Annotated in this window: 20 protein-coding genes; 7 read left to right on the top strand and 13 right to left on the bottom strand. The window is 72.1% G+C overall.

Going from position 1 to position 17301, the window contains the following annotated elements:
- Positions 1-2: 2 nt before the first annotated feature.
- The 10 genes from E4K62_RS07450 to E4K62_RS07405 form a co-directional block, all read right to left on the bottom strand.
- On the bottom strand, positions 3-878 hold the full coding sequence (locus tag E4K62_RS07450; RefSeq protein ID WP_135065601.1) for an NAD(P)H-hydrate dehydratase: 876 nt from the start codon (positions 876-878) through the stop codon (positions 3-5).
- A complete protein-coding gene (locus tag E4K62_RS07445; protein ID WP_135065599.1) occupies positions 862-1644 on the bottom strand; it encodes a histidine phosphatase family protein in 783 nt (260 codons plus the stop codon). The genes E4K62_RS07450 and E4K62_RS07445 overlap by 17 nt, the downstream gene beginning before the upstream one ends.
- A gap of 55 nt (positions 1645-1699) precedes the next feature.
- On the bottom strand, positions 1700-2881 hold the full coding sequence (locus E4K62_RS07440) for a PQQ-dependent sugar dehydrogenase (protein WP_240742859.1): 1182 nt from the start codon (positions 2879-2881) through the stop codon (positions 1700-1702).
- Between the two features lie 52 nt (positions 2882-2933).
- Positions 2934-3722, bottom strand: coding sequence for a siderophore-interacting protein (locus E4K62_RS07435; RefSeq protein ID WP_135065596.1), 789 nt, complete (start codon positions 3720-3722; stop codon positions 2934-2936).
- A 43-nt stretch (positions 3723-3765) separates the two neighbouring features.
- Positions 3766-4518 (bottom strand): iron ABC transporter ATP-binding protein, encoded by a 753-nt coding sequence (locus E4K62_RS07430; RefSeq protein WP_135065593.1) that lies wholly within the window; start codon positions 4516-4518, stop codon positions 3766-3768.
- Between the two features lies 1 nt (position 4519).
- Positions 4520-5506 (bottom strand): iron chelate uptake ABC transporter family permease subunit, encoded by a 987-nt coding sequence (locus E4K62_RS07425; protein ID WP_135065590.1) that lies wholly within the window; start codon positions 5504-5506, stop codon positions 4520-4522.
- Positions 5503-6477: an iron chelate uptake ABC transporter family permease subunit gene (locus E4K62_RS07420; RefSeq protein ID WP_240742858.1), complete on the bottom strand. Its 975-nt coding sequence runs from the start codon at positions 6475-6477 to the stop codon at positions 5503-5505. The genes E4K62_RS07425 and E4K62_RS07420 overlap by 4 nt, the downstream gene beginning before the upstream one ends.
- 52 nt (positions 6478-6529) lie before the next feature.
- Entirely contained in the window at positions 6530-7558 is a 1029-nt protein-coding gene (locus tag E4K62_RS07415) for a siderophore ABC transporter substrate-binding protein (protein WP_135065587.1), read from the bottom strand.
- 134 nt (positions 7559-7692) lie between these two features.
- Positions 7693-8523 (bottom strand): SDR family NAD(P)-dependent oxidoreductase, encoded by an 831-nt coding sequence (locus E4K62_RS07410; protein WP_135065584.1) that lies wholly within the window; start codon positions 8521-8523, stop codon positions 7693-7695.
- A 40-nt stretch (positions 8524-8563) separates the two neighbouring features.
- Positions 8564-9046, bottom strand: coding sequence for a pyridoxamine 5'-phosphate oxidase family protein (locus E4K62_RS07405; protein WP_135065581.1), 483 nt, complete (start codon positions 9044-9046; stop codon positions 8564-8566).
- A 313-nt stretch (positions 9047-9359) separates the two neighbouring features.
- Between E4K62_RS07405 and E4K62_RS07400 the strand changes: the two genes are divergently transcribed.
- A complete protein-coding gene (locus tag E4K62_RS07400; RefSeq protein ID WP_205805895.1) occupies positions 9360-11123 on the top strand; it encodes a thiamine pyrophosphate-dependent enzyme in 1764 nt (587 codons plus the stop codon).
- A gap of 17 nt (positions 11124-11140) precedes the next feature.
- Complete coding sequence (locus E4K62_RS07395) at positions 11141-11707, top strand: dihydrofolate reductase family protein (protein ID WP_135065575.1); 567 nt, start codon at positions 11141-11143, stop codon at positions 11705-11707.
- 10 nt (positions 11708-11717) lie between these two features.
- Here E4K62_RS07395 and E4K62_RS07390 read toward each other — a convergent pair whose 3' ends face one another.
- Together E4K62_RS07390 and E4K62_RS07385 are read right to left on the bottom strand one after the other, a co-directional pair.
- Positions 11718-12107 (bottom strand): nuclear transport factor 2 family protein, encoded by a 390-nt coding sequence (locus E4K62_RS07390; RefSeq protein ID WP_135065572.1) that lies wholly within the window; start codon positions 12105-12107, stop codon positions 11718-11720.
- A 53-nt stretch (positions 12108-12160) separates the two neighbouring features.
- The gene (locus E4K62_RS07385; protein WP_135065569.1) at positions 12161-12868 is read right to left on the bottom strand and encodes an NUDIX hydrolase; all 708 of its coding nucleotides are present in this window, start codon (positions 12866-12868) and stop codon (positions 12161-12163) included.
- Positions 12869-12951: 83 nt separating this feature from the next.
- Between E4K62_RS07385 and E4K62_RS07380 the strand changes: the two genes are divergently transcribed.
- From E4K62_RS07380 to E4K62_RS07360, 5 genes are read left to right on the top strand one after another with little or no spacing between them, the layout of a single operon-like run.
- Positions 12952-13335 (top strand): glutaredoxin family protein, encoded by a 384-nt coding sequence (locus tag E4K62_RS07380; RefSeq protein ID WP_240742857.1) that lies wholly within the window; start codon positions 12952-12954, stop codon positions 13333-13335.
- A gap of 34 nt (positions 13336-13369) precedes the next feature.
- Entirely contained in the window at positions 13370-13834 is a 465-nt protein-coding gene (gene msrB / locus E4K62_RS07375; protein WP_135065566.1) for a peptide-methionine (R)-S-oxide reductase MsrB, read from the top strand.
- The gene (gene msrA / locus E4K62_RS07370) at positions 13831-14388 is read left to right on the top strand and encodes a peptide-methionine (S)-S-oxide reductase MsrA (protein WP_135065563.1); all 558 of its coding nucleotides are present in this window, start codon (positions 13831-13833) and stop codon (positions 14386-14388) included. Before msrB ends, msrA begins: the two co-directional genes overlap by 4 nt.
- Complete coding sequence (locus E4K62_RS07365) at positions 14385-15554, top strand: MalY/PatB family protein (protein WP_240742856.1); 1170 nt, start codon at positions 14385-14387, stop codon at positions 15552-15554. The genes msrA and E4K62_RS07365 overlap by 4 nt, the downstream gene beginning before the upstream one ends.
- Before the next feature lie 25 nt (positions 15555-15579).
- Positions 15580-16662 carry a DNA polymerase IV gene (locus E4K62_RS07360; RefSeq protein WP_187270367.1) on the top strand — a complete coding sequence of 361 codons (1083 nt, stop codon included), beginning with the start codon at positions 15580-15582 and terminating at the stop codon, positions 16660-16662.
- On the opposite strand, the gene E4K62_RS07355 is transcribed toward E4K62_RS07360, so the two are convergent.
- Positions 16663-17280: an HD domain-containing protein gene (locus E4K62_RS07355; protein WP_135065560.1), complete on the bottom strand. Its 618-nt coding sequence runs from the start codon at positions 17278-17280 to the stop codon at positions 16663-16665. It lies immediately after the preceding gene.
- Positions 17281-17301: the final 21 nt, after the last annotated feature.

Here is a 17301-nt window from a genome sequence, read left to right as displayed (position 1 = left end):
CGTCAGGAGACCTCGCGCAGGGCGAGCGGGAGTTCGGCTGCCAGCTCGCGGGCGAGGAAGCCCAGGCCCAGCCGCTCGGTGAGGCGGTCACCGGCCCGTGCATGCACCCAGCTCCCCCAGACAGCGGCCTGAGCGAGGCCGGTGCCGCGTGCGGCGAAACCGGCGATCGCCCCGGAGAGGACGTCACCGCTGCCCGAGGTGGCAAGGCCAGGGCCGCCGCCGTGGATCCGCCATGTCGCGCCGTCGGACGCGGCCACCACGTCGTAGCACGTCACGACAGCGCGGTAGCGTTGTGCGACCTCCGCCACGACGGGGGCGAGATCATCGCGCAGGTCGGCGCCCGGCTCGCCGTCGCGAAGGATGGCCAGCTCGTCCCGGTTGGGGGTGAGCACGAGCGCGTCGGGCAGGAGCCCCCGATCGATTCCGGGGAGCACCCCGAGGGCGTACGCGTCGAGCACGAGGCACCGCGGACGTGCGTCGGCGATGGCCAGCAGCGTGTCCCGGGTCTCGTCGGCATCGTCGAAGCCCGGGCCCACGAGGACGGCGTCCGCGCGCGCGAGAGTGTTCCGGGCGGAGTCGTCGAAGGCGTCGGAGGCGTCGTCGGGCAGCGCGTAGACCGCCGCCTCGGGCAGCACCGCCCCCAGCTGGGCGTCGATCGACCCGGGCGCGAAGACGCCGAGGCGCCCCGCGCCCACGCGCAGCGCCGCCTCCCCTGCGAGCATCACGCCGCCGGGAGTGCGCCGGGAGCCGCCGACCACGACGACGTCCCCGCGGGCCTTCTTGTCGTCGCCGGGGTCGGGGAGCCCCCACGCCCTCAGCCGCTCGGGCGTGACGGTCTCCGGCCGGCGCGCCGCATCCGCCTCATTCCGGTCGGACATCGGCGCTCCTCGCATCGGGTGCCACCGCCGGGTCGTCGGGCGTGCCCACGGGTCCCTCGTCGTCGGGCGTGCCCGGATGCACCGTCACGTCGGCGCCCTCCTCCTGCAGGTGACTCACATCCGCGAACGCCGTCACGCCCCACAGGCCGTCGCTGAGATCCAGGCGCGTGACGGAGGCGTTGAGCACCGGATGGGCGGCGGCGAAGTCGAGGAGCTCCTCCTCCTGCAGATTCCGCAGCAGGCAGGTGATCAGGGTGACGATCGCGTCGTGCGCCACGATGAGCGCCGATTCCTCCGGACCCGACATCAGATCGCGCAGGAACGAGCGCAGCCGCAGCGCGACATCCGCCCACGACTCCCCGCCGGGCGGGCGGTGGTAGAACTTGCCGAGGTGTCGTCGCCGCTGCGCCTCCTCCGGATGCAGCCGCGCGACGCCGGTCGTGGTGAGCAGGTCGAGGATCCCCAGCTCCCGGTCGCGGATGCGCTCGTCCACGCCGACGACGACGGGTTCGTCCCCGAGTGCGAGGGCGAGGGTCTGCCGCGCGCGGAAGTACGGCGACACCCAGTACGCCGCGATGTCGTCGCGGTGCTCGTCCAGCCATCGCCCGAGCGCGACGGCCTGCTCCTCCCCGGTCGGCGAGAGCGGCACGTCGGCGTCGCGGATGTCCAGCGGGATCCGCTCCAGTCCCTCCCGCTCGGCACGCGTCGCGGCCACGTTCCCCACGCTCTCGCCGTGGCGCACGAGCCACAGAGTCCTCATCGGCATCCGCCCAGCGTAGGAGTCGGGCACCGGCGCGCGCCGGGGGTTGCGCTGGGGCCCCTCACCCCTCAGCCTGCGTCAGCGGCACGCGCAGGAGGCGATCGTCGCCGTCGACGGGCGATCCGCGGCCGTCGGTGTTGTTCGTCAGCAGCCACAGGTCGTCGCCGGCGACGACGGCATCCCGCATCCGCCCGTACTCCCCCGTCCACAGCGCCACCGGGTTCCCCGCGAGCGCGTCGTCGGCGATGTCGAGCATCCACACCCGCTCTCCGCGCAACCCGGCGACGAACACCGTGCTCCCCGCGGCCGCGAGGCCGCTGGGGCTCGCCTCCGACGGCTCCCACGCGAGGATCGGGTCGACGTACGCCGCATCCCCGGCGACCCCCTCGTGCACGGGCCACCCGTAGTTGCCGCCGGCCACGATCCGGTTGACCTCGTCGTACGTGTTCTGCCCGAACTCGCTCGCCCACGTCTGCCCGTCGGCGGTCCACGCGATCCCCTGCACGTTGCGGTGCCCGAGGGAGTACACGCGGCTGTCGAACGGGTTCCCCGGCGCGGCCTCCCCCTCCGGCGTGAGACGCAGGATCTTGCCCGCGAGGGATGCCGGATCCTGCGCGGCGTCGCGCAGGCCCGCGTCGCCGGTGGTGACGTAAAGGAAGCCGTCGGGCCCGAAGGCGATGCGGCCGCCGTTGTGGGTGCTCGCGCGCGGGATCCCGTCCAGCACCATCTCGGGTGCCCCGAGCCCGCGGCTCCCGGCGTCGCCGGTCAGCGGCATCCGCACGACGCGGTTCTCGGTCTCGGCACCGTGGTAGGCGTACAGCCACGTCTGCTCGTCCTGCTCGCGGACGGCCAGGCCGTGCAGGCCGCCCTCCCCGCCGGGAACGACGCCGGGGATCCGCCCGACCTCGCGCACGCTCCCGTCTGCGCGGATCTCGGCGACCGCGGCCGTGTCGCGCTCACTGACCAGCTGCGTGCCATCGGGCAGGGGCACCACCGACCACGGCGCATCCAGGCCGGTCGCGACCACCGCCGGCTCGGCACCGGGCCGGGTGTGCGCCGCCGGTGTCGCCACGACCTCGCGGTCGGGGCCGGGCGTCACGGTCACCGGCGCGGGCGCTGCCCGCTCGGGGACTGCGGCGCATCCGCCCGTGAGCAGGACGATCGCGAGCGCCCCGGCGGTGGCAGACCCGCGGAAGGACATCGGGACCACGGACGGACGGACGAACCTGCCAGGCGCTGCCATGCCCCCACGCTACGACGGCACGCCGCCGCGCGGGCCGATGCGGCGCCGGCGATCAGTGCGGCGCGTGGAAGGCGGCGTCGCCGCGCTTCCAGTACCCCTTCACGACGATGCGGGCCGGGTCCAGGCCCCACCGCTCGACCGCGAGGGCACGCCCTGGTCGCACGACCGCCTGCTCGGCGGCGATGAACGCGAACACGTCGCGACCGGGGCGGTCGGCGGCATCCATCGCGTCCAGTCGCGCCACCAGCGCCGTGCCGCCGACGGCGTCACCCCGGTGCACGTACGACACGGAGACACCCGCGGGCGCGTCGATGGTCAGCTCGTGCGCGGCGTCGGGCACTTCGATCAGCACCGTGCCCACGGCATCCGCCGGCATGGATGCGGCGAAGCGGCGCATCGCAGGCACCGCGGTCTCGTCACCGGCGAGGAACCACGCGTCGGGCGTGCCCTCCAGCACCATCGAGCCGCGGGGTCCGCCCACGCCCACCGGCGCTCCCAGCGGCGCGGACGCGGCCCACTCCGCCGCGACGCCGCGCTCGCCCTCCGCGCCGTGGATGGCGAACTCCACGTCGAGCCATCCCTCGCCCCAGGCCAGCGGCGTGTACTCGCGACTGGGAGCGGCACGCATCTGCTCGACCGTGTCGACGGGGCCGCCCGGGAAGAACAGGCGCATGTGGTCATCGCACCCGAGGGAGGCGAAGCCGCGCAGATCGTCGCCCTCCACGCGCACGCGCACGTACGCGTCCGTCACCCAGTCCCGCCGCGCGAGCACCGCCGAGCGGAACCGCAGGTCGAGCCCGCGGCGCGCGAGCGTGAAGGCTGCCGAGTGCACATCGGTCATCGTTCCATCCTCATCCCTCGGGTGCAGCCCTCGCGGCCGCGCATCATTCCCACAGCACGACCCGGCGGCCGTCGAGCTCCACCACGTGCGCGGGCGTGTCATAGAGCGCCTCGAGCCGCTCCGCGGTGATCACGTCATCCACGGGTCCGTGGTGCACGACGGCACCGTCGCGCATCGCCACGATGTCGTCGGCGTAGCAGGCGGCGACGTTGATGTCGTGCAGCACGACGACGATCGTCATGTCGCGCTCGGAGGCGAGGCGGCGCATGAGCTTCATGAGGCTCACGCCGTGCCGGGGGTCGAGGTTGTTCAGCGGCTCGTCCAGCAGCAGGTGGTCGGTGTCCTGGGCGAGGGCCATCGCGACGAACGCGCGCTGGCGCTGTCCGCCGGACAGCTCGTCGAGGAAGCGCGTGCGCACCGCCTGCAGATCCAGCAGCTCGATCGCCGACTCGACGTGCACGCGATCCTGCGGCGAACGGGCCGATCCGCCGTGGGGGAATCGGCCGTAGGCCACGAGGTCTTCCACGCTCAGGCGGATGGCGAGGTGGTTGTCCTGCCGGAGGATCGCGAGCCGGCGGGCGATCTCACGCGAGCGGGTGGTCGCGACGTCGCGGCCGTCGACCGTGATGACTCCCCCGTCGGTGCCGATCAGCCGGCCGATCGCCGCCAGGAGCGTGGACTTGCCCGCACCGTTGGGGCCGATGATCGCCGTCAGCCCCGTCCCGATGTCGAGGGTGACGTCGTCCACGGCGACGAGCGCGCCGTGGCGCTTGACGACGGATGCGGTGGTGATCATCTCAGCGGGCCCTTCCGGTGAGGACGAGGAGGAGGAAGAAGATCCCGCCGACGAATTCGATCACGACGGGCAGTTCGGTGCCGAAGCCCAGCAGGCGGTCGAGGATCAGCTGGCCGCCGACGAGCGCGATGACCCCGATCGCGATCGTCGCAGGGATGCTGCGGGAGTGGCGATGGCCCACGGCGGAGTAGGCGAGGTTCGCCACCAGCAGGCCGAAGAAGGTCACCGGCCCCACGAGCGCGGTCGAGGCCGCCACGAGCACCGCGATCACGACCACGACGTGCATGACGGTGCGACGGTGGTCGACCCCGAGGGAGATCGCGCGATCCTCCCCCAGCGACAGGACGTCCAGCGCGCGGCGGATGGGCCACAGCGACGCCAGCGCGCACACCACGAGCACCGCGGTGGGGGCGAGGAGCTCCCGCTCCACGGCGGTGAAGCTCGCGAAGACGAGGTCCTGCACGATCGCGAAGGTGTCGGGATCGAGGAGGCGCTGCAGGAATGCGGTGACCGAGCGGAACAGCACTCCGAGCACGAGCCCGACGAGCACGATGACGTGCAGGTCGAGCCGGCGCCGCTGGAAGAGCCATCCGTACAGGAGCACGACCACGACGGTCATGAGCACGAGTTCGACGAGCCAGGAGGCCAGCGGGGGCGCCGCCAGCAGCACGGTGGGGCCGAGGACGAACGCGGTCACCACCTGGATCGCCAGGAACACCGCGTCGAAGCCCATGATCCCGGGGGTGAGGATGCGGTTGGCCGTGATCGTCTGGAACAGCACCGTGGCCACGCCCACCGCGGTGGCGGCGAGGGCCATGCCCGCGACGGTGCGGCCGCGCAGCCCCAGGGCGTACTCCCACGCGCCGGGGAGATCGGTGAGCACGTAGATGCCCGTCACCCCGACGGCCAGGACGACCAGCAGCCCCAGGCGCCACGGACCGCTCGTCCATCGCCGCAGCCCTCGCCGGCCCGGCAGAACCGCCCTCACCGTACGACCTCGCGTCGACGACGGGCGGGCGTGCGGCGGCGGGTGCCCGCCGTGTCGGCCGGGCGGGCGGTGCCCAGCAACATCCACAGGAACACGACGCCGCCGACCACGCCCATGACGACGGAGATGGGCAGCTCGTAGGGGAACCGCACGACGCGCCCGATGATGTCGCACAGGAGCACGAGCGCAGCGCCCAGGAGCGCCACCAGCGGCACGGCGCGCCGCATGTTGTCTCCGATGAGGCGGCTGACGATGTTGGGGGCGATCAGGCCGAGGAAGGGCAGCGCACCGGTGACGACCATGAGGATGCCGGTCACCACCGCGATGATGCCCACGCCGAGGGCCAGCACGCCGCGCGTGTGCAGCCCCAGCCCGCGCGCGGTGTCCTCCCCGAGGCCGGCGAGGGTGAAGCGATCGGCGGCGAACCACGCGATCGCCGCCGCCGCGGCGGCGAGGAAGAGGATCTCGTAGCGGCCGCGCAGCACGGTGGAGAAATCGCCCACGCCCCAGCTGAGGAGCTCCTGCAGCGCGTCCGTGCGGTACGCGATGAACGTGGTGACCGCGCCGATGACGGCGCCGTAGAGGAGGCCGACCACCGGGACGAGGACGCTGGAGCGTGACGGGATGCGGCGCACGAGCGCCAGGAAGCCGGCGACCCCGGCCAGCGCACCCACGGAGGCCACGACCGCCTTGGCCCACAGCGGCAGGCCCGGTGTCGTGAGCAGGACCGCGAGGAGTGCGAGGCTCGCCGCATCCGTCGCGCCCGTGGTGCCCGGCTCGACGAAGCGGTTGCGCGTGAGCAGCTGCATGATCAGGCCCGTGATGGCGAAGGCGGCGCCGGCCAGGATGAGCGCGACCGTGCGGGGAACCCGGCTGGCGAAGAGGATGAACGCGTCGAGCTCGGCGACGCCCACGAACAGCGAGACCGTCGCGAGGGCGGCGACGCACACCACCCCCGCGACGATCAGCACGGTCGATCGGCGGATCAGCGGACCGCGTCCTTCCCGCCCCGGCGCGCGGGGGTCACGACGCGACCGCTTCCTCGACGGTGTCCAGGACGGCGGAGATCGCGGTGAGACCGTTGATCACGATGTACAGCTCGCCGGCGGGCAGCAGCACGATCCGGTCGTTCTGCGCCGCCGCGGTCCGCTCGACCAGCTCGTTGGCGAGGGTCTCCTCCGCGCTGCCCCCGTCGCCGGTGGCCGCGCCGCGGTCGAAGGCGAAGATCCACTCCGGGTCGGCGGTGAGGAGGAACTCGTTGGTCACGGAGTCGCCGTGCGGCGATCCCTCCGCGCCCGGCAGCTCGGCGGCGGGGACGGCGGGGGTGAATCCGAGCTCGTCGAAGAACCACCCGAAGCGGGAGCCCTCGCCGAACGCGCTGTACTCGCCGCCGGAGACGGCCAGGACGAGGGCACTGCCCGACGCGTCGGCCGCGAGCGCATCGATGCGCTCCTCGATCTGCCCGGCCAGCTCGGCGACCTCGTCCTCGCGGCCGAAGATCTCGCCCAGCTGCGCGGCGCGCACGAGGCCCGCGGCGGGGTCGAAGGTGCCGCCGGGGGTACCGGTGAGGTCGATCGTCGTCGCGATCTCGGACAGCTCGTCGTACTGCCCGGTGCTGCGGGCCGCCGTCACGATGAGGTCGGGGTCCAGTTCGGCGACGGCCTCGAAATCGGGCTCGAACAGCGTCCCGACCTTCGGGAGGTCGGCGTAGTCGGAGAGGTAGTCCGGCAGCACGACGTCGGGGATCGCGACGACGGCGTCGCCGGCGCCGATGGCGTCCAGGGTGTCGAGCGTGGCGATGTCGAACGTGATGACGGCCTCGGGCTCGCGCGGCACCTCCACGGCGGCCCGCTCGGTCGAGGGGTCTTCACGGTAGGACGATTCCCCGTCCTCCTCCACGAGCACGAGGGTCGGCTGCGCGTTGTCGACCACGACGGTCTCCGCCGCATCCGCGGGAGCGGCATCCGCGCTCGGGGTGGAGCAGGCGGTGACGGCGAGGGCGAGGGCGGCGAGACCGGCGAGCGGCGCGGCGGAACGGAGTCGAGAGGTCATGAAGGTGAGGCTACCCTAACCTCTCGCCTCATCCCGTCGCCGCGGCACCGGCCGGTGCCCCCACACGGCCCGTGTGCACGGCTCATTTCCCGGCACGACGTGGGACGATTCCGCGACCGACGCGGCGGCAGTCGTTACCCTTCCGTTATCCCGATCATGGCGGCGCTGCGATCCCACAGCATCTTCGCGAGCGCCGGATCGTCGGCCGGCCGGCTGGTGCGCGCCACGCGGTTGTTCGCGTAATACTCCCCCGGCCGCCAGTCCACGCCGGGCTTGCCCATCGCGAGCCACGTCAGCCGCGACCCGCCGATCTCCGTCGAGGTCAGCACGCGCTTCATCACCGGATTCGTGTAGAGGAAACGCCACGGTCCGACGGATGCGGCAGCGAAGCCGCTCGCAATGGCGCCCGGGTGGAACGCCACCGGGTGGATCCCGGCATCCCCGTAGCGACGGTGCAGTTCCTTCGTGAACAGGATGTTCGCGAGCTTCGCATTGCCGTACGCCGCGCCCGGGGAGAACCGGCGCTCCCCCTGCAGATCGTCGATGTCGAAGCGCGCGAACCGGAGGGCCGCCACGCTGGAGGTCTGGATGACGGTCGCACCGCTCTCCCGCAGCCGATCCCTCAGCAGGTTCGTGAGCAGGAACCCGCCCAGGTGGTTCACCTGGAAGGTCAGCTCGAACCCGTCGCGGGTCACCGTGCGGTCTCCGAAGATCCCGCCGGCGTTGTTGGCGAGCACGTCGATGCGGGGATAGGACTCCGTCAGCACGGCGGCCAGTTCCCGCACCTGCGACAGATCGCTGTAGTCGGCGACGTGCCAGGGTGCGTCGAGAGCCTCCGCCACCGTCCGGGTCTTCTCCGGATCGCGACCCACCACGACGACGTGCTCACCCGCCTCGCTCAGCTGCCGGGCCGATGCCGCGCCGATCCCGTCGCTGGCGCCGGTGATCACGATCGTGCGCGCCATACCGCCCCCTCTCGAGCCCCCGGCAGATGCGCGCCCGGCCTCACAGGTCGATCTTCTCGTTCTCGCCCTCCATGCGGTCGCCGGTCACCTTGTGCTTGACGAAGGCGACGAGGCTCGCGACGCGGCCGCCGGGGCTGTCCCAGTACTCCGCGCTGTCGGCGTCCACCTTCAGCAGCACGATGTCGGGGTCCTCCGGCCCTTCCGGGAACCACGCCTCCAGTCCCGCGTTCCACTGCTCGCGCAGTTTCGCGTCATCCTCCACGACGTGCGCGGTGCCCGACAGCGACAGCCACGAGTCGTTGCTGCTGAACGAGACGCCCACCGTGGGGTCGAGGCGCACGTGCTCGACCGCGGAGGCCTTGCGGCTGATGACGAACCACAGGTCGCCGTCGAATTCGGTCTCCTGCACGGTCAGCGGATGGGCCACGAGCTTGCCCTCGGCGGTGCGGGTGGTCACCATCGCGAAACGGAAACCCTTCAGCAGCTCGTTCAGCTTGGTCAGTTCAGAGGTATCGGCGGTCATGGGAGCCTTCCTTTCGAGGATCGGACCCGTCCATGCAATCCCGCGCGCGCCGGCGCCCGCGAGCCGTTGACATCCGGCATGATCCGTGCGGCGGAGAGAAGCCCGGCACCGGCCGCGCGGCCGCGTTCCCCGGATCAGGAGATGTGCCCGAATCAGGCCCGATCCGGCCCCATCCGTCCTGATTCCGGCGATCCTCCTGAATTCGGGCACGATGCGGATGCCGGACGCGGCCGCCGGCAAGCCCTGGACGGGAGGGTGCCCGGCACGAAGACTGAGTGCAGCGGGCGCGCCGCGCATGCAGGGAAGGGCCACTGTGGCAGACAACGTCGCCGAACAACTGATTCAGCAGCTCCAGGATGCGGGGGTCACGCGCATCTACGGCATCGTCGGCGACTCGCTCAACCCGATCGTCGACGCCGTGCGCCGCACCGGCGGCTCCGCCGAGGGCGGCATCGACTGGATCCACGTGCGCAACGAGGAGGCTGCCGCCTTCGCCGCGGCCTCCGAAGCCCAGCTCACGGGGAACCTCGCCGTGTGCGCGGGCAGCTGCGGGCCGGGGAACCTCCACCTCATCAACGGGCTCTACGACGCGCATCGCTCCGGTGCGCCGGTCCTGGCGATCGCGAGCCACATCCCGACCGTGGAGATCGGCTCGGGCTACTTCCAGGAGACGCACCCCGAGCGCCTGTTCACCGAGTGCTCCAACTACTGCGAACTGGTCTCGACCCCCGAGCAGTCGCCGCGCGTGGTGAACTCCGCGATCCGCCACGCCACCGGCGGATCCGGGGTCGCCGTGGTCGTGCTGCCCGGCGACCTGGCCGCCGACAAGGCGGCCGGCGCCGCCCCGCCCTTCGCCCCCGCCCGCCGCGGACGGATCGCCCCGCACCCCGTCGACGTCGAGAAGCTGGCCGCCGCGATCGCCGAGGCCGAGAAGATCACGCTGTTCGTCGGCGACGGAGCGCGCGACGCCCGCGAGCAGGTCCTCGCGTTCGCCGGCCACCTGCAGGCGCCGATGGGGCACACCCTGCGCGGGAAGCCGTGGATCCAGTACGACAACCCGTTCGACGTCGGCATGTCGGGGCTCCTCGGCTACGGCGCGACGGACTGGGCGATGAAGGAGGCCGACCTGCTGCTCCTGATCGGCACCGACTTCCCCTACGCCCAGTTCTTCCCCGACGGAGAGCACGTCACCATCGCGCAGATCGATGCGGATGCGACACGCCTGGGCCGCCGGGCAGCCGTCCGCCACCCGGTGCACGGCGACGTGGGCCGCACCCTCGCGGCGCTGCAGGAGTTCCTTCCCGCCCGCACCGACCGGACGTTCCTCGACCACGCGCTCGCCCGGCACCGCAGGGCCCTCGAGGACGCCGTGGCGGTGTACACCGACTCCGACGACGCGCCGATCCATCCCGAGCGCGCGATGACCGCGATCGACCGGGCCGCCGCATCCGATGCCGTCTTCACCGCCGACACCGGCATGGGCAACGTCTGGCAGGCCCGCTACGTCACCCCCACGCGCGATCGGCGGCTCCTCGGCTCGTACGTGCACGGATCGATGGCCAACGCACTGCCGCAGGCCATCGGCGCGCAGTTCGCGCATCCCGACCGGCAGGTGATCGCGATCGCCGGCGACGGCGGCCTGTCGATGCTGCTGGGCGAGCTCATCACCGCCGCCGCATACCGCCTGCCGATCAACGTCTTCGTGTTCAACAACTCCACCCTGGGACTGGTGAAGCTGGAGATGCTCGTCAACGGCTACCCCGATTTCGGCGTGGACGTGCCGATGGTCGACTTCGCCGCGCTCGCGGGGAGCCTCGGGTTCCTCGCGCAGCGCGTGACCGATCCCGCCGACCTGGATGCCGCGATCACCACCGCTCTCGCCCATCCCGGCCCGGCGCTGGTCGACATCGTCACCGATCCGAACGCCCTCTCGGTGCCGGGGACAGTCACCGCCCAGCAGGTCACCCGGTTCGGGCTGTCCATGGCCAAGCTCGTCCTCGGCGCCGAGCAGACCGGAGGCCTGCGTCAGGTCGTCGACACCGCCAAGAGCAACATCAGGCACCTGCGGGGGCTCTGAGCGAAGGGAACGCGACGATGGATGAGATGCCGCCGCAGTCGGCGACCGGCAAGGTGCTGTGGCACTTCACGATGTCACTCGACGGATTCGTCGCGGGCCCCGGGCACACGATGGAGTGGATGTATGGAATCCACGATCGCCCCGGCCTCATCGACGAGTACACCTCCACCACCGGCGCGGTCCTGGGCGGGCGCGACGGATGGGAGGCGTACCCCGACGCGTCGGCGACCTACGGCGGGCAGTGGCAGGGGGCGACGTTCGTGCTGACGCACCACCCCGAGGATGCCGCGCCGTCGGCGGGCGTCACGTTCCTCTCGTGCGACGTGGCAGAGGCCGTCGCGATCGCGCGCGCGGCAGCCGGCGGCAAGAACGTCGAGGTGCTCTCCCCCTCTCTCGGGCGTCAGCTGCTCGAACGGGGACTGCTGGATGAGATCGACATCCACATCGCCCCCGTGCTGCTGGGTGACGGCATCCGCCTGTACGACAACCCCGGCGGGCAGCCCGTCCCGCTCACGCTCGTGAACGGCGACGCCGGGCGTGTCACCGTCGACGTACGCTACCGGCCGGTGCCCTCACCCGGATGAGCGCTCCGGCTCACAGCTCGACGCTCTCCTCGGCCGGAACCGGGGTCTGCTGGTACAGCGCGAGGCGCCATCCGCCGTCCTCCCGCACGTAGACGCTCGTCATGACCGCGTCGAAGGGCGGGCCGCCGGATGCCCGGAACGCCCGGCCGCGGTACACGAACGCGGCGGAGTCGGGGCCGAGGCCGATGAGCCGCTCGTCGGTGATCTCGTACGCCGACCACGCCGGCGCATCATCCAGCGACGCCACGACGGCGCCGCGGTCGAGCACCGAGCCGTCGGCGAGCACCATGACGGCGTCTTCGGTCATGACGGTGCCGTAGAACTCCCCTCCCGTGCCATCGCACAGGGCGGTCCATCCCGCATGCTCGAGCCGGAGGAGTTCGGTCAGATCGATCGCCATGCCTCCGAGTTTCCGTGACGGCCCGCGCCGCGCGCAACCGGTCGGGAGCGAGATCAGCGCGCGTCGACCGGCAACGGCAGCGGCACTTCGCGCGACCGGTCCCACGGCTCGGTCCAGCCGAGCCGGTCGAACAGACCATCCAGCAGCATCCCGGTGAAGCCCCACACCAGGTGCCGCTCGCCCGTCTCGTTCGGCAGGAGGAACGCCGGCGCACGCCACTCGCGTCCCTCCGCCCGGCTGACCGTCACGCCGCGGTGGGCGGGATCCAGCAGATCCGCCACAGGCGCGCGGAACACGTCCGCCGATTCCGCGTCGTCCACGACGTGCACGGGAGAGGGATGCCGCCACCATCCGAGCACCGGGGTCACGACGTGCCGCGAGTACTCCAGCGGGATGGGTTCCAGCGCCCCCAGCACCTCCACTCCGGCAGGATCCAGGCCCGTCTCCTCCTCGGCCTCGCGGAGCGCGGCCGCGATCGGTCCGTCGTCGCCCTCGTCGATCCGGCCGCCGGGGAACGCCACCTGCCCCGGGTGCGAGCGCAGCGTCGTGGCGCGCGAGAGCAGCAGCACGTCGAGGTCGCGGGAGACCGCGCGCGACTGCGCGTCGTGGTCGCTGGCGCGTGCGTCCAGCACGCCGAAGAGGATCAGCACGGCGGCAGGCCTCGCCGCGAACCCGTGCTCGACCGGCTGCGCCTCGGTCACCGACCGCGCGAGCGAGACCAGTTGGGACCGCGCGCTCAGGGCGGCGTGATCGGCGCTCATCCGTTCAGCGTACGACGACCGGCCGACACGCAGGCGACTGCCACCTCATCGGCGGCTCCGGCGGTGGAATGCTCCCCGTCCCCGTGGCGTTGCTCCTCACGATGGAGAAGACGGACGGATCGGGATCGGTGGCGCTCGAGCTGTACTCGACGTCGTTCTGCGGCGCGTGCCGGCGCACGCGTGCGGTCCTGGACCGCGTGCGCCAGCTGCTGCCGGAGATCACCGTCATCGAGCACGACGTCGCGTTCGAGCCCCACCTCGCCGAAGCCCGGGGCATCCGGTCCACCCCGACCGTTATCGTCCGCGGGGCCGGCGGCGCCGAAACGATGCGCGCGGACGGCGTCCCCACGATCGACCACGTCCTCGTCGCCGTCGCCCGCGCGATGGATGCGGCGAGCGCGGGAAGTCACGGCGCGCTCCCAGCTTCGCGGGACCAAAACAGCGGGGTGCATCGTTCTCCCCGGTAGACGCCGCAGCCAGCGCCGTCACCCAGGAGGAATCGTGAGCAACGAGTACCGCAAGACTCCCGAGGCGCTCAACCGCCTCACCCCCACCCAGTTCCGCGTGACGCAGGAAGAGGGCACGGAGCCGCCCTTCCGCAACCGCTACTGGGACAACCACGAGCCGGGCATCTACGTCGACGTCGTCTCGGGCGAGCCGCTGTTCTCCTCGACCGACAAGTTCGACAGCGGGACCGGCTGGCCGAGCTTCACCCGCCCTCTCGACACGTCGGCCGTCGTGTCCAAGACCGACCGTACGCTGTGGATGACGCGCACCGAGGTGCGCTCGGCGATCGCCGACAGCCACCTCGGGCACGTCTTCGACGACGGACCCCGGGAGGCGGGTGGAATGCGCTACTGCATGAACTCCGCCGCCCTGCGCTTCGTCCCCCTCGACGAGCTCGACGAGCAGGGGTACGGCGCCTACCGCACACTTTTCACCGACACGAAGGAGAACGCCTCATGACCAGCGGACCCACCGACACCGGAGCCGTCACCCGCACCCCCGGCACCGAGACCGCCGTGCTCGCCGGCGGCTGTTTCTGGGGGGTGGAGGACCTCATCCGCCGTCAGCCCGGCGTGCTCGACACGCGCGTCGGCTACACGGGAGGGCACAACGACCATGCGACCTACCGCAACCACCCCGGCCACGCCGAAGCCGTGGAGATCGTGTTCGACCCCACGAAGACGACCTACCGCGACATCCTGGCGTTCTTCTTCCAGATCCACGACCCGTCGACCCTGAACCGTCAGGGCAACGACATCGGCACGAGCTACCGCTCCGCGATCTTCCCGCTCACCCCCGAGCAGGAGCGCGTCGCGCGCGACACGATCGCCGATGTGGATGCGTCGGGCCTGTGGCCGGGCAAGGCCGTCACCACGATCGAGCCGGCGGGCCCGTTCTGGGAGGCCGAGCCCGAGCACCAGGACTACCTGATCACCTACCCGCACGGGTACACGTGCCATTTCCCGCGCGCGGACTGGGTGCTCCCCCGTCGCGAGCAGGCGGCGACGGCGTGACGCCGGATTTCGATGCGCTGACCGAAGACGACCTGCGACGGGGCGGCAGCGTCAAGTGGACGATGTTCCCCGACGTCATCGGAGCGTTCGTGGCGGAGATGGACTTCGGTGTCGCCCCGCCGGTGCGCGACGCGATGGTGTCGGCACTGGATCGCGGCCTCACCGGGTACCTCCCCGCGCACCTGGACGAGAGCCTCGCCGCCGCGATGTCGGACTGGTACCGCACGGCCTACGGGTGGGAGGTCCCGGCCGGCCGCGTGCACCATGTCCCCGACGTCATCGCGGCCTTCGAGCTCACGATCGAGCGGTTCACGACGCCGGGCTCGGCCGTCATCGTCCCCACCCCGGCCTACATGCCCTTCCTCACGGTGCCGCAACTGCACGGGCGCCGCGTGATCGAGGTGCCGAGCATCCCCGTCGACGGCCGCAGCACGATGGACCTCGACGGCATCGCACGGGCCTTCGACGACGGGGCGGAGCTCCTCGTCGTGTGCAACCCGCACAATCCGCTCGGCACCGTCTTCACCCGCGCCGAGCTGGAAGCCGTCTCGCACGTCGTGGCCGGCAAGAAGGGGCGCGTCTTCTCCGACGAGATCCACGCTCCCCTCGTCTACCGTCCGGCGCGCCACGTGCCGTACGCATCCATCTCGGAGGAGGCCGCCTCCCACACGATCACCGCCGCATCCGCGTCGAAGGCGTGGAACCTCGCCGGACTGAAGTGCGCGCAGGTGATCCTCTCCAACGAGGCGGATGCCGCGGCGTGGGAAGAGTTCGGATTCTGGGCCGGCCACGGCACGTCCACGCTCGGCGCAGTGGCTCACGCGGCAGCGTACACGCACGGCGGGCCGTGGCTGGAGCAGATCGTGGACTACCTCGACGGCAATCGGCGTCTGCTGGCCGAACTCGTCGCCGAGCACCTCCCCGACGCGCGCATGTCGATGCCGGAGGCCACCTACATCGCCCTCATCGACTTCCGCGCTTACGGTGTGCCGGGTGACCCGGCCGAGTGGTTCCGCACGCACGCCGGAGTCGCGATGACCGACGGGGCGGCGTGCGGCGTCGCGGGCATCGGGCACATGCGCTTCGTGTTCGCCCTCCCCCGGCCGCTGCTGCGCACCGCGATCGAGCGGATCGCCTCGGCGCTGACCAAGGCCGCGCACGCGTGAGGAAGTCTGCGCCACACTGGAGCGCATGAGCGACGGAGCCGAGCGGCCGTGGGTGCTGCACGTCGACCTGGACCAGTTCATCGCCGCGGTGGAGGTGCTGCGCCGGCCCGAGCTGGCGGGGCTCCCCGTCATCGTCGGCGGCCGCGGGGACCCCACCGAACGCGCCGTCGTCTCCACCGCGTCGTACGAGGCGCGCGAATTCGGGGTGGGGTCGGGGATGCCGCTGCGCCTGGCCGCGCGCAAGGTGCCCGACGCCGTCATCCTGCCGGTGGATGCTCCCGCCTACACCGCCGCATCCGAGGAGGTGATGGCGACGTTGCGCGGGCGGCCCGACGCCGTCGTGCAGGTGCTCGGGTGGGATGAGGCGTTCGTGGGGGTTCGCACCGCCGACCCGGAGGGCTATGCGCGCGAGCTGCAGGCGGCGGTGCTGGAGCGCACGCGCCTGCACTGCAGCGTCGGCATCGGCGACACCCTCGTGCGCGCGAAAGTCGCGACCGGGTTCGGCAAGCCGCGCGGAGTGTTCCGGCTGACGGCGGAGAACTGGCTCGACGTTCTGGGCGACCGCCCCACGCGCGACCTGTGGGGCGTGGGGTCGAAGATCTCCCGGCGGTTGGAGAATCTGGGCATCGCCACGGTGACGCAGCTCGCCCATGCGGACGAGGCGCCGCTGGTCGCCGAGTTCGGACCCCGCATGGGCCCGTGGTACCGGCAGCTCGGCCGGGGCGAGGGCGCGAGCGTCGTCGACGACACGCCGTGGGTGGCGCGCGGGCACGGCCGGGAGACGACCTTCCAGCAGAACGTCGCCGACCCGGCCGAGATCGAGCGCGCCGCGCGCACTCTCGCGGCGCAGGTGCTCGACGACGTCGCCGCCGAGGGGCGGCCCGTGATCGGTGTCGGACTGAAGGTTCGGTACGCGCCCTTCACGACCAAGACCTTCACGCGGAAGGTGCCGGTCACCTTCGAGCGCGATGCCGTGGTCGCGGCGATCCTCGCGCTCGTGGCGAAGATCGAACCCGACCGGCCGCTGCGGCTGCTGGGTGTGCGCGCGGAGATGCAGATGCCCGACGACGCGCGGGAGGGTCACACCCCCACGCGCAGCGGGTGGTGATCAGCGGCGGCTGAGGCGCGCGTCCCCCCTGGTCCACGGCACCGATGCATCCGGCCGTGCGGCCCGGCCGCGCGCCTCGCCATCGCATCGGACGACCACCGCCCAGTCCGCCAGCGAGGTGCCGGCTGCCTCCAGCCGATCGCGCACGCGTCGCACGGCCTTCGCGCTCGGCGTGCCCTGCACCGCGACGTGCGCCATGTGGGTGGCCACGATCTCGGCGATCGCGCGCACGAGGGGCTTCGGCCACCGCATCCGATCGCCCATCGACCGCACGAGCACCGCGCCGCGCTCGGCGTGACCCCACGACGTCAGCCGGCCGTTGCGGCGGCGCGTCGTGTCGGGTTTGCCCACGTCGTGCAGGAGCGAGGCGAGGACCAGCAGCTCGCGTCGGTCGGCGTGGATGTCGTGCTGTACGGCGTGCGTGGCGGCCAGGTCGGCGGCCCACAGCGAATGCACGAGCACGTCCCCCTCGGGATGCCACACCGGGTCCTGCGGCGTCCCTGCGAGCGCAGCCAGTTCGGGGACGACCTCGATGAGGTGCCGGTCGCGGAGCGCACTCGAGGGCTCCGCGCTCGTTCGGGCGATCTCGCGCAGCCGCGCCCCGATGTCCTCCGCCATCGCTCCATCATTCCGCGTAGG

It is taken from the genome of Microbacterium wangchenii, assembly GCF_004564355.1.
Taxonomy (GTDB): domain Bacteria; phylum Actinomycetota; class Actinomycetes; order Actinomycetales; family Microbacteriaceae; genus Microbacterium; species Microbacterium wangchenii.
The sequence above is the reverse complement of the archived record's forward strand: the minus strand, read 5'-3'. Positions and strand labels throughout refer to the sequence as shown.

Coding starts and splice junctions, on each gene's coding strand:
- E4K62_RS07440 (WP_240742859.1), bottom strand. CDS start 2,881: ATGGCAGCGCCTGGCAGGTTCGTCCGTCCGTCCGTGGTCCCGATGTCC.
- E4K62_RS07430 (WP_135065593.1), bottom strand. CDS start 4,518: ATGATCACCACCGCATCCGTCGTCAAGCGCCACGGCGCGCTCGTCGCC.
- E4K62_RS07450 (WP_135065601.1), bottom strand. CDS start 878: ATGTCCGACCGGAATGAGGCGGATGCGGCGCGCCGGCCGGAGACCGTC.
- E4K62_RS07435 (WP_135065596.1), bottom strand. CDS start 3,722: ATGACCGATGTGCACTCGGCAGCCTTCACGCTCGCGCGCCGCGGGCTC.
- E4K62_RS07390 (WP_135065572.1), bottom strand. CDS start 12,107: ATGGCGATCGATCTGACCGAACTCCTCCGGCTCGAGCATGCGGGATGG.
- E4K62_RS07395 (WP_135065575.1), top strand. CDS start 11,141: ATGGATGAGATGCCGCCGCAGTCGGCGACCGGCAAGGTGCTGTGGCAC.
- E4K62_RS07405 (WP_135065581.1), bottom strand. CDS start 9,046: ATGACCGCCGATACCTCTGAACTGACCAAGCTGAACGAGCTGCTGAAG.
- msrA (WP_135065563.1), top strand. CDS start 13,831: ATGACCAGCGGACCCACCGACACCGGAGCCGTCACCCGCACCCCCGGC.
- E4K62_RS07355 (WP_135065560.1), bottom strand. CDS start 17,280: ATGGCGGAGGACATCGGGGCGCGGCTGCGCGAGATCGCCCGAACGAGC.
- E4K62_RS07410 (WP_135065584.1), bottom strand. CDS start 8,523: ATGGCGCGCACGATCGTGATCACCGGCGCCAGCGACGGGATCGGCGCG.
- E4K62_RS07385 (WP_135065569.1), bottom strand. CDS start 12,868: ATGAGCGCCGATCACGCCGCCCTGAGCGCGCGGTCCCAACTGGTCTCG.
- E4K62_RS07445 (WP_135065599.1), bottom strand. CDS start 1,644: ATGCCGATGAGGACTCTGTGGCTCGTGCGCCACGGCGAGAGCGTGGGG.
- E4K62_RS07415 (WP_135065587.1), bottom strand. CDS start 7,558: ATGACCTCTCGACTCCGTTCCGCCGCGCCGCTCGCCGGTCTCGCCGCC.
- E4K62_RS07360 (WP_187270367.1), top strand. CDS start 15,580: ATGAGCGACGGAGCCGAGCGGCCGTGGGTGCTGCACGTCGACCTGGAC.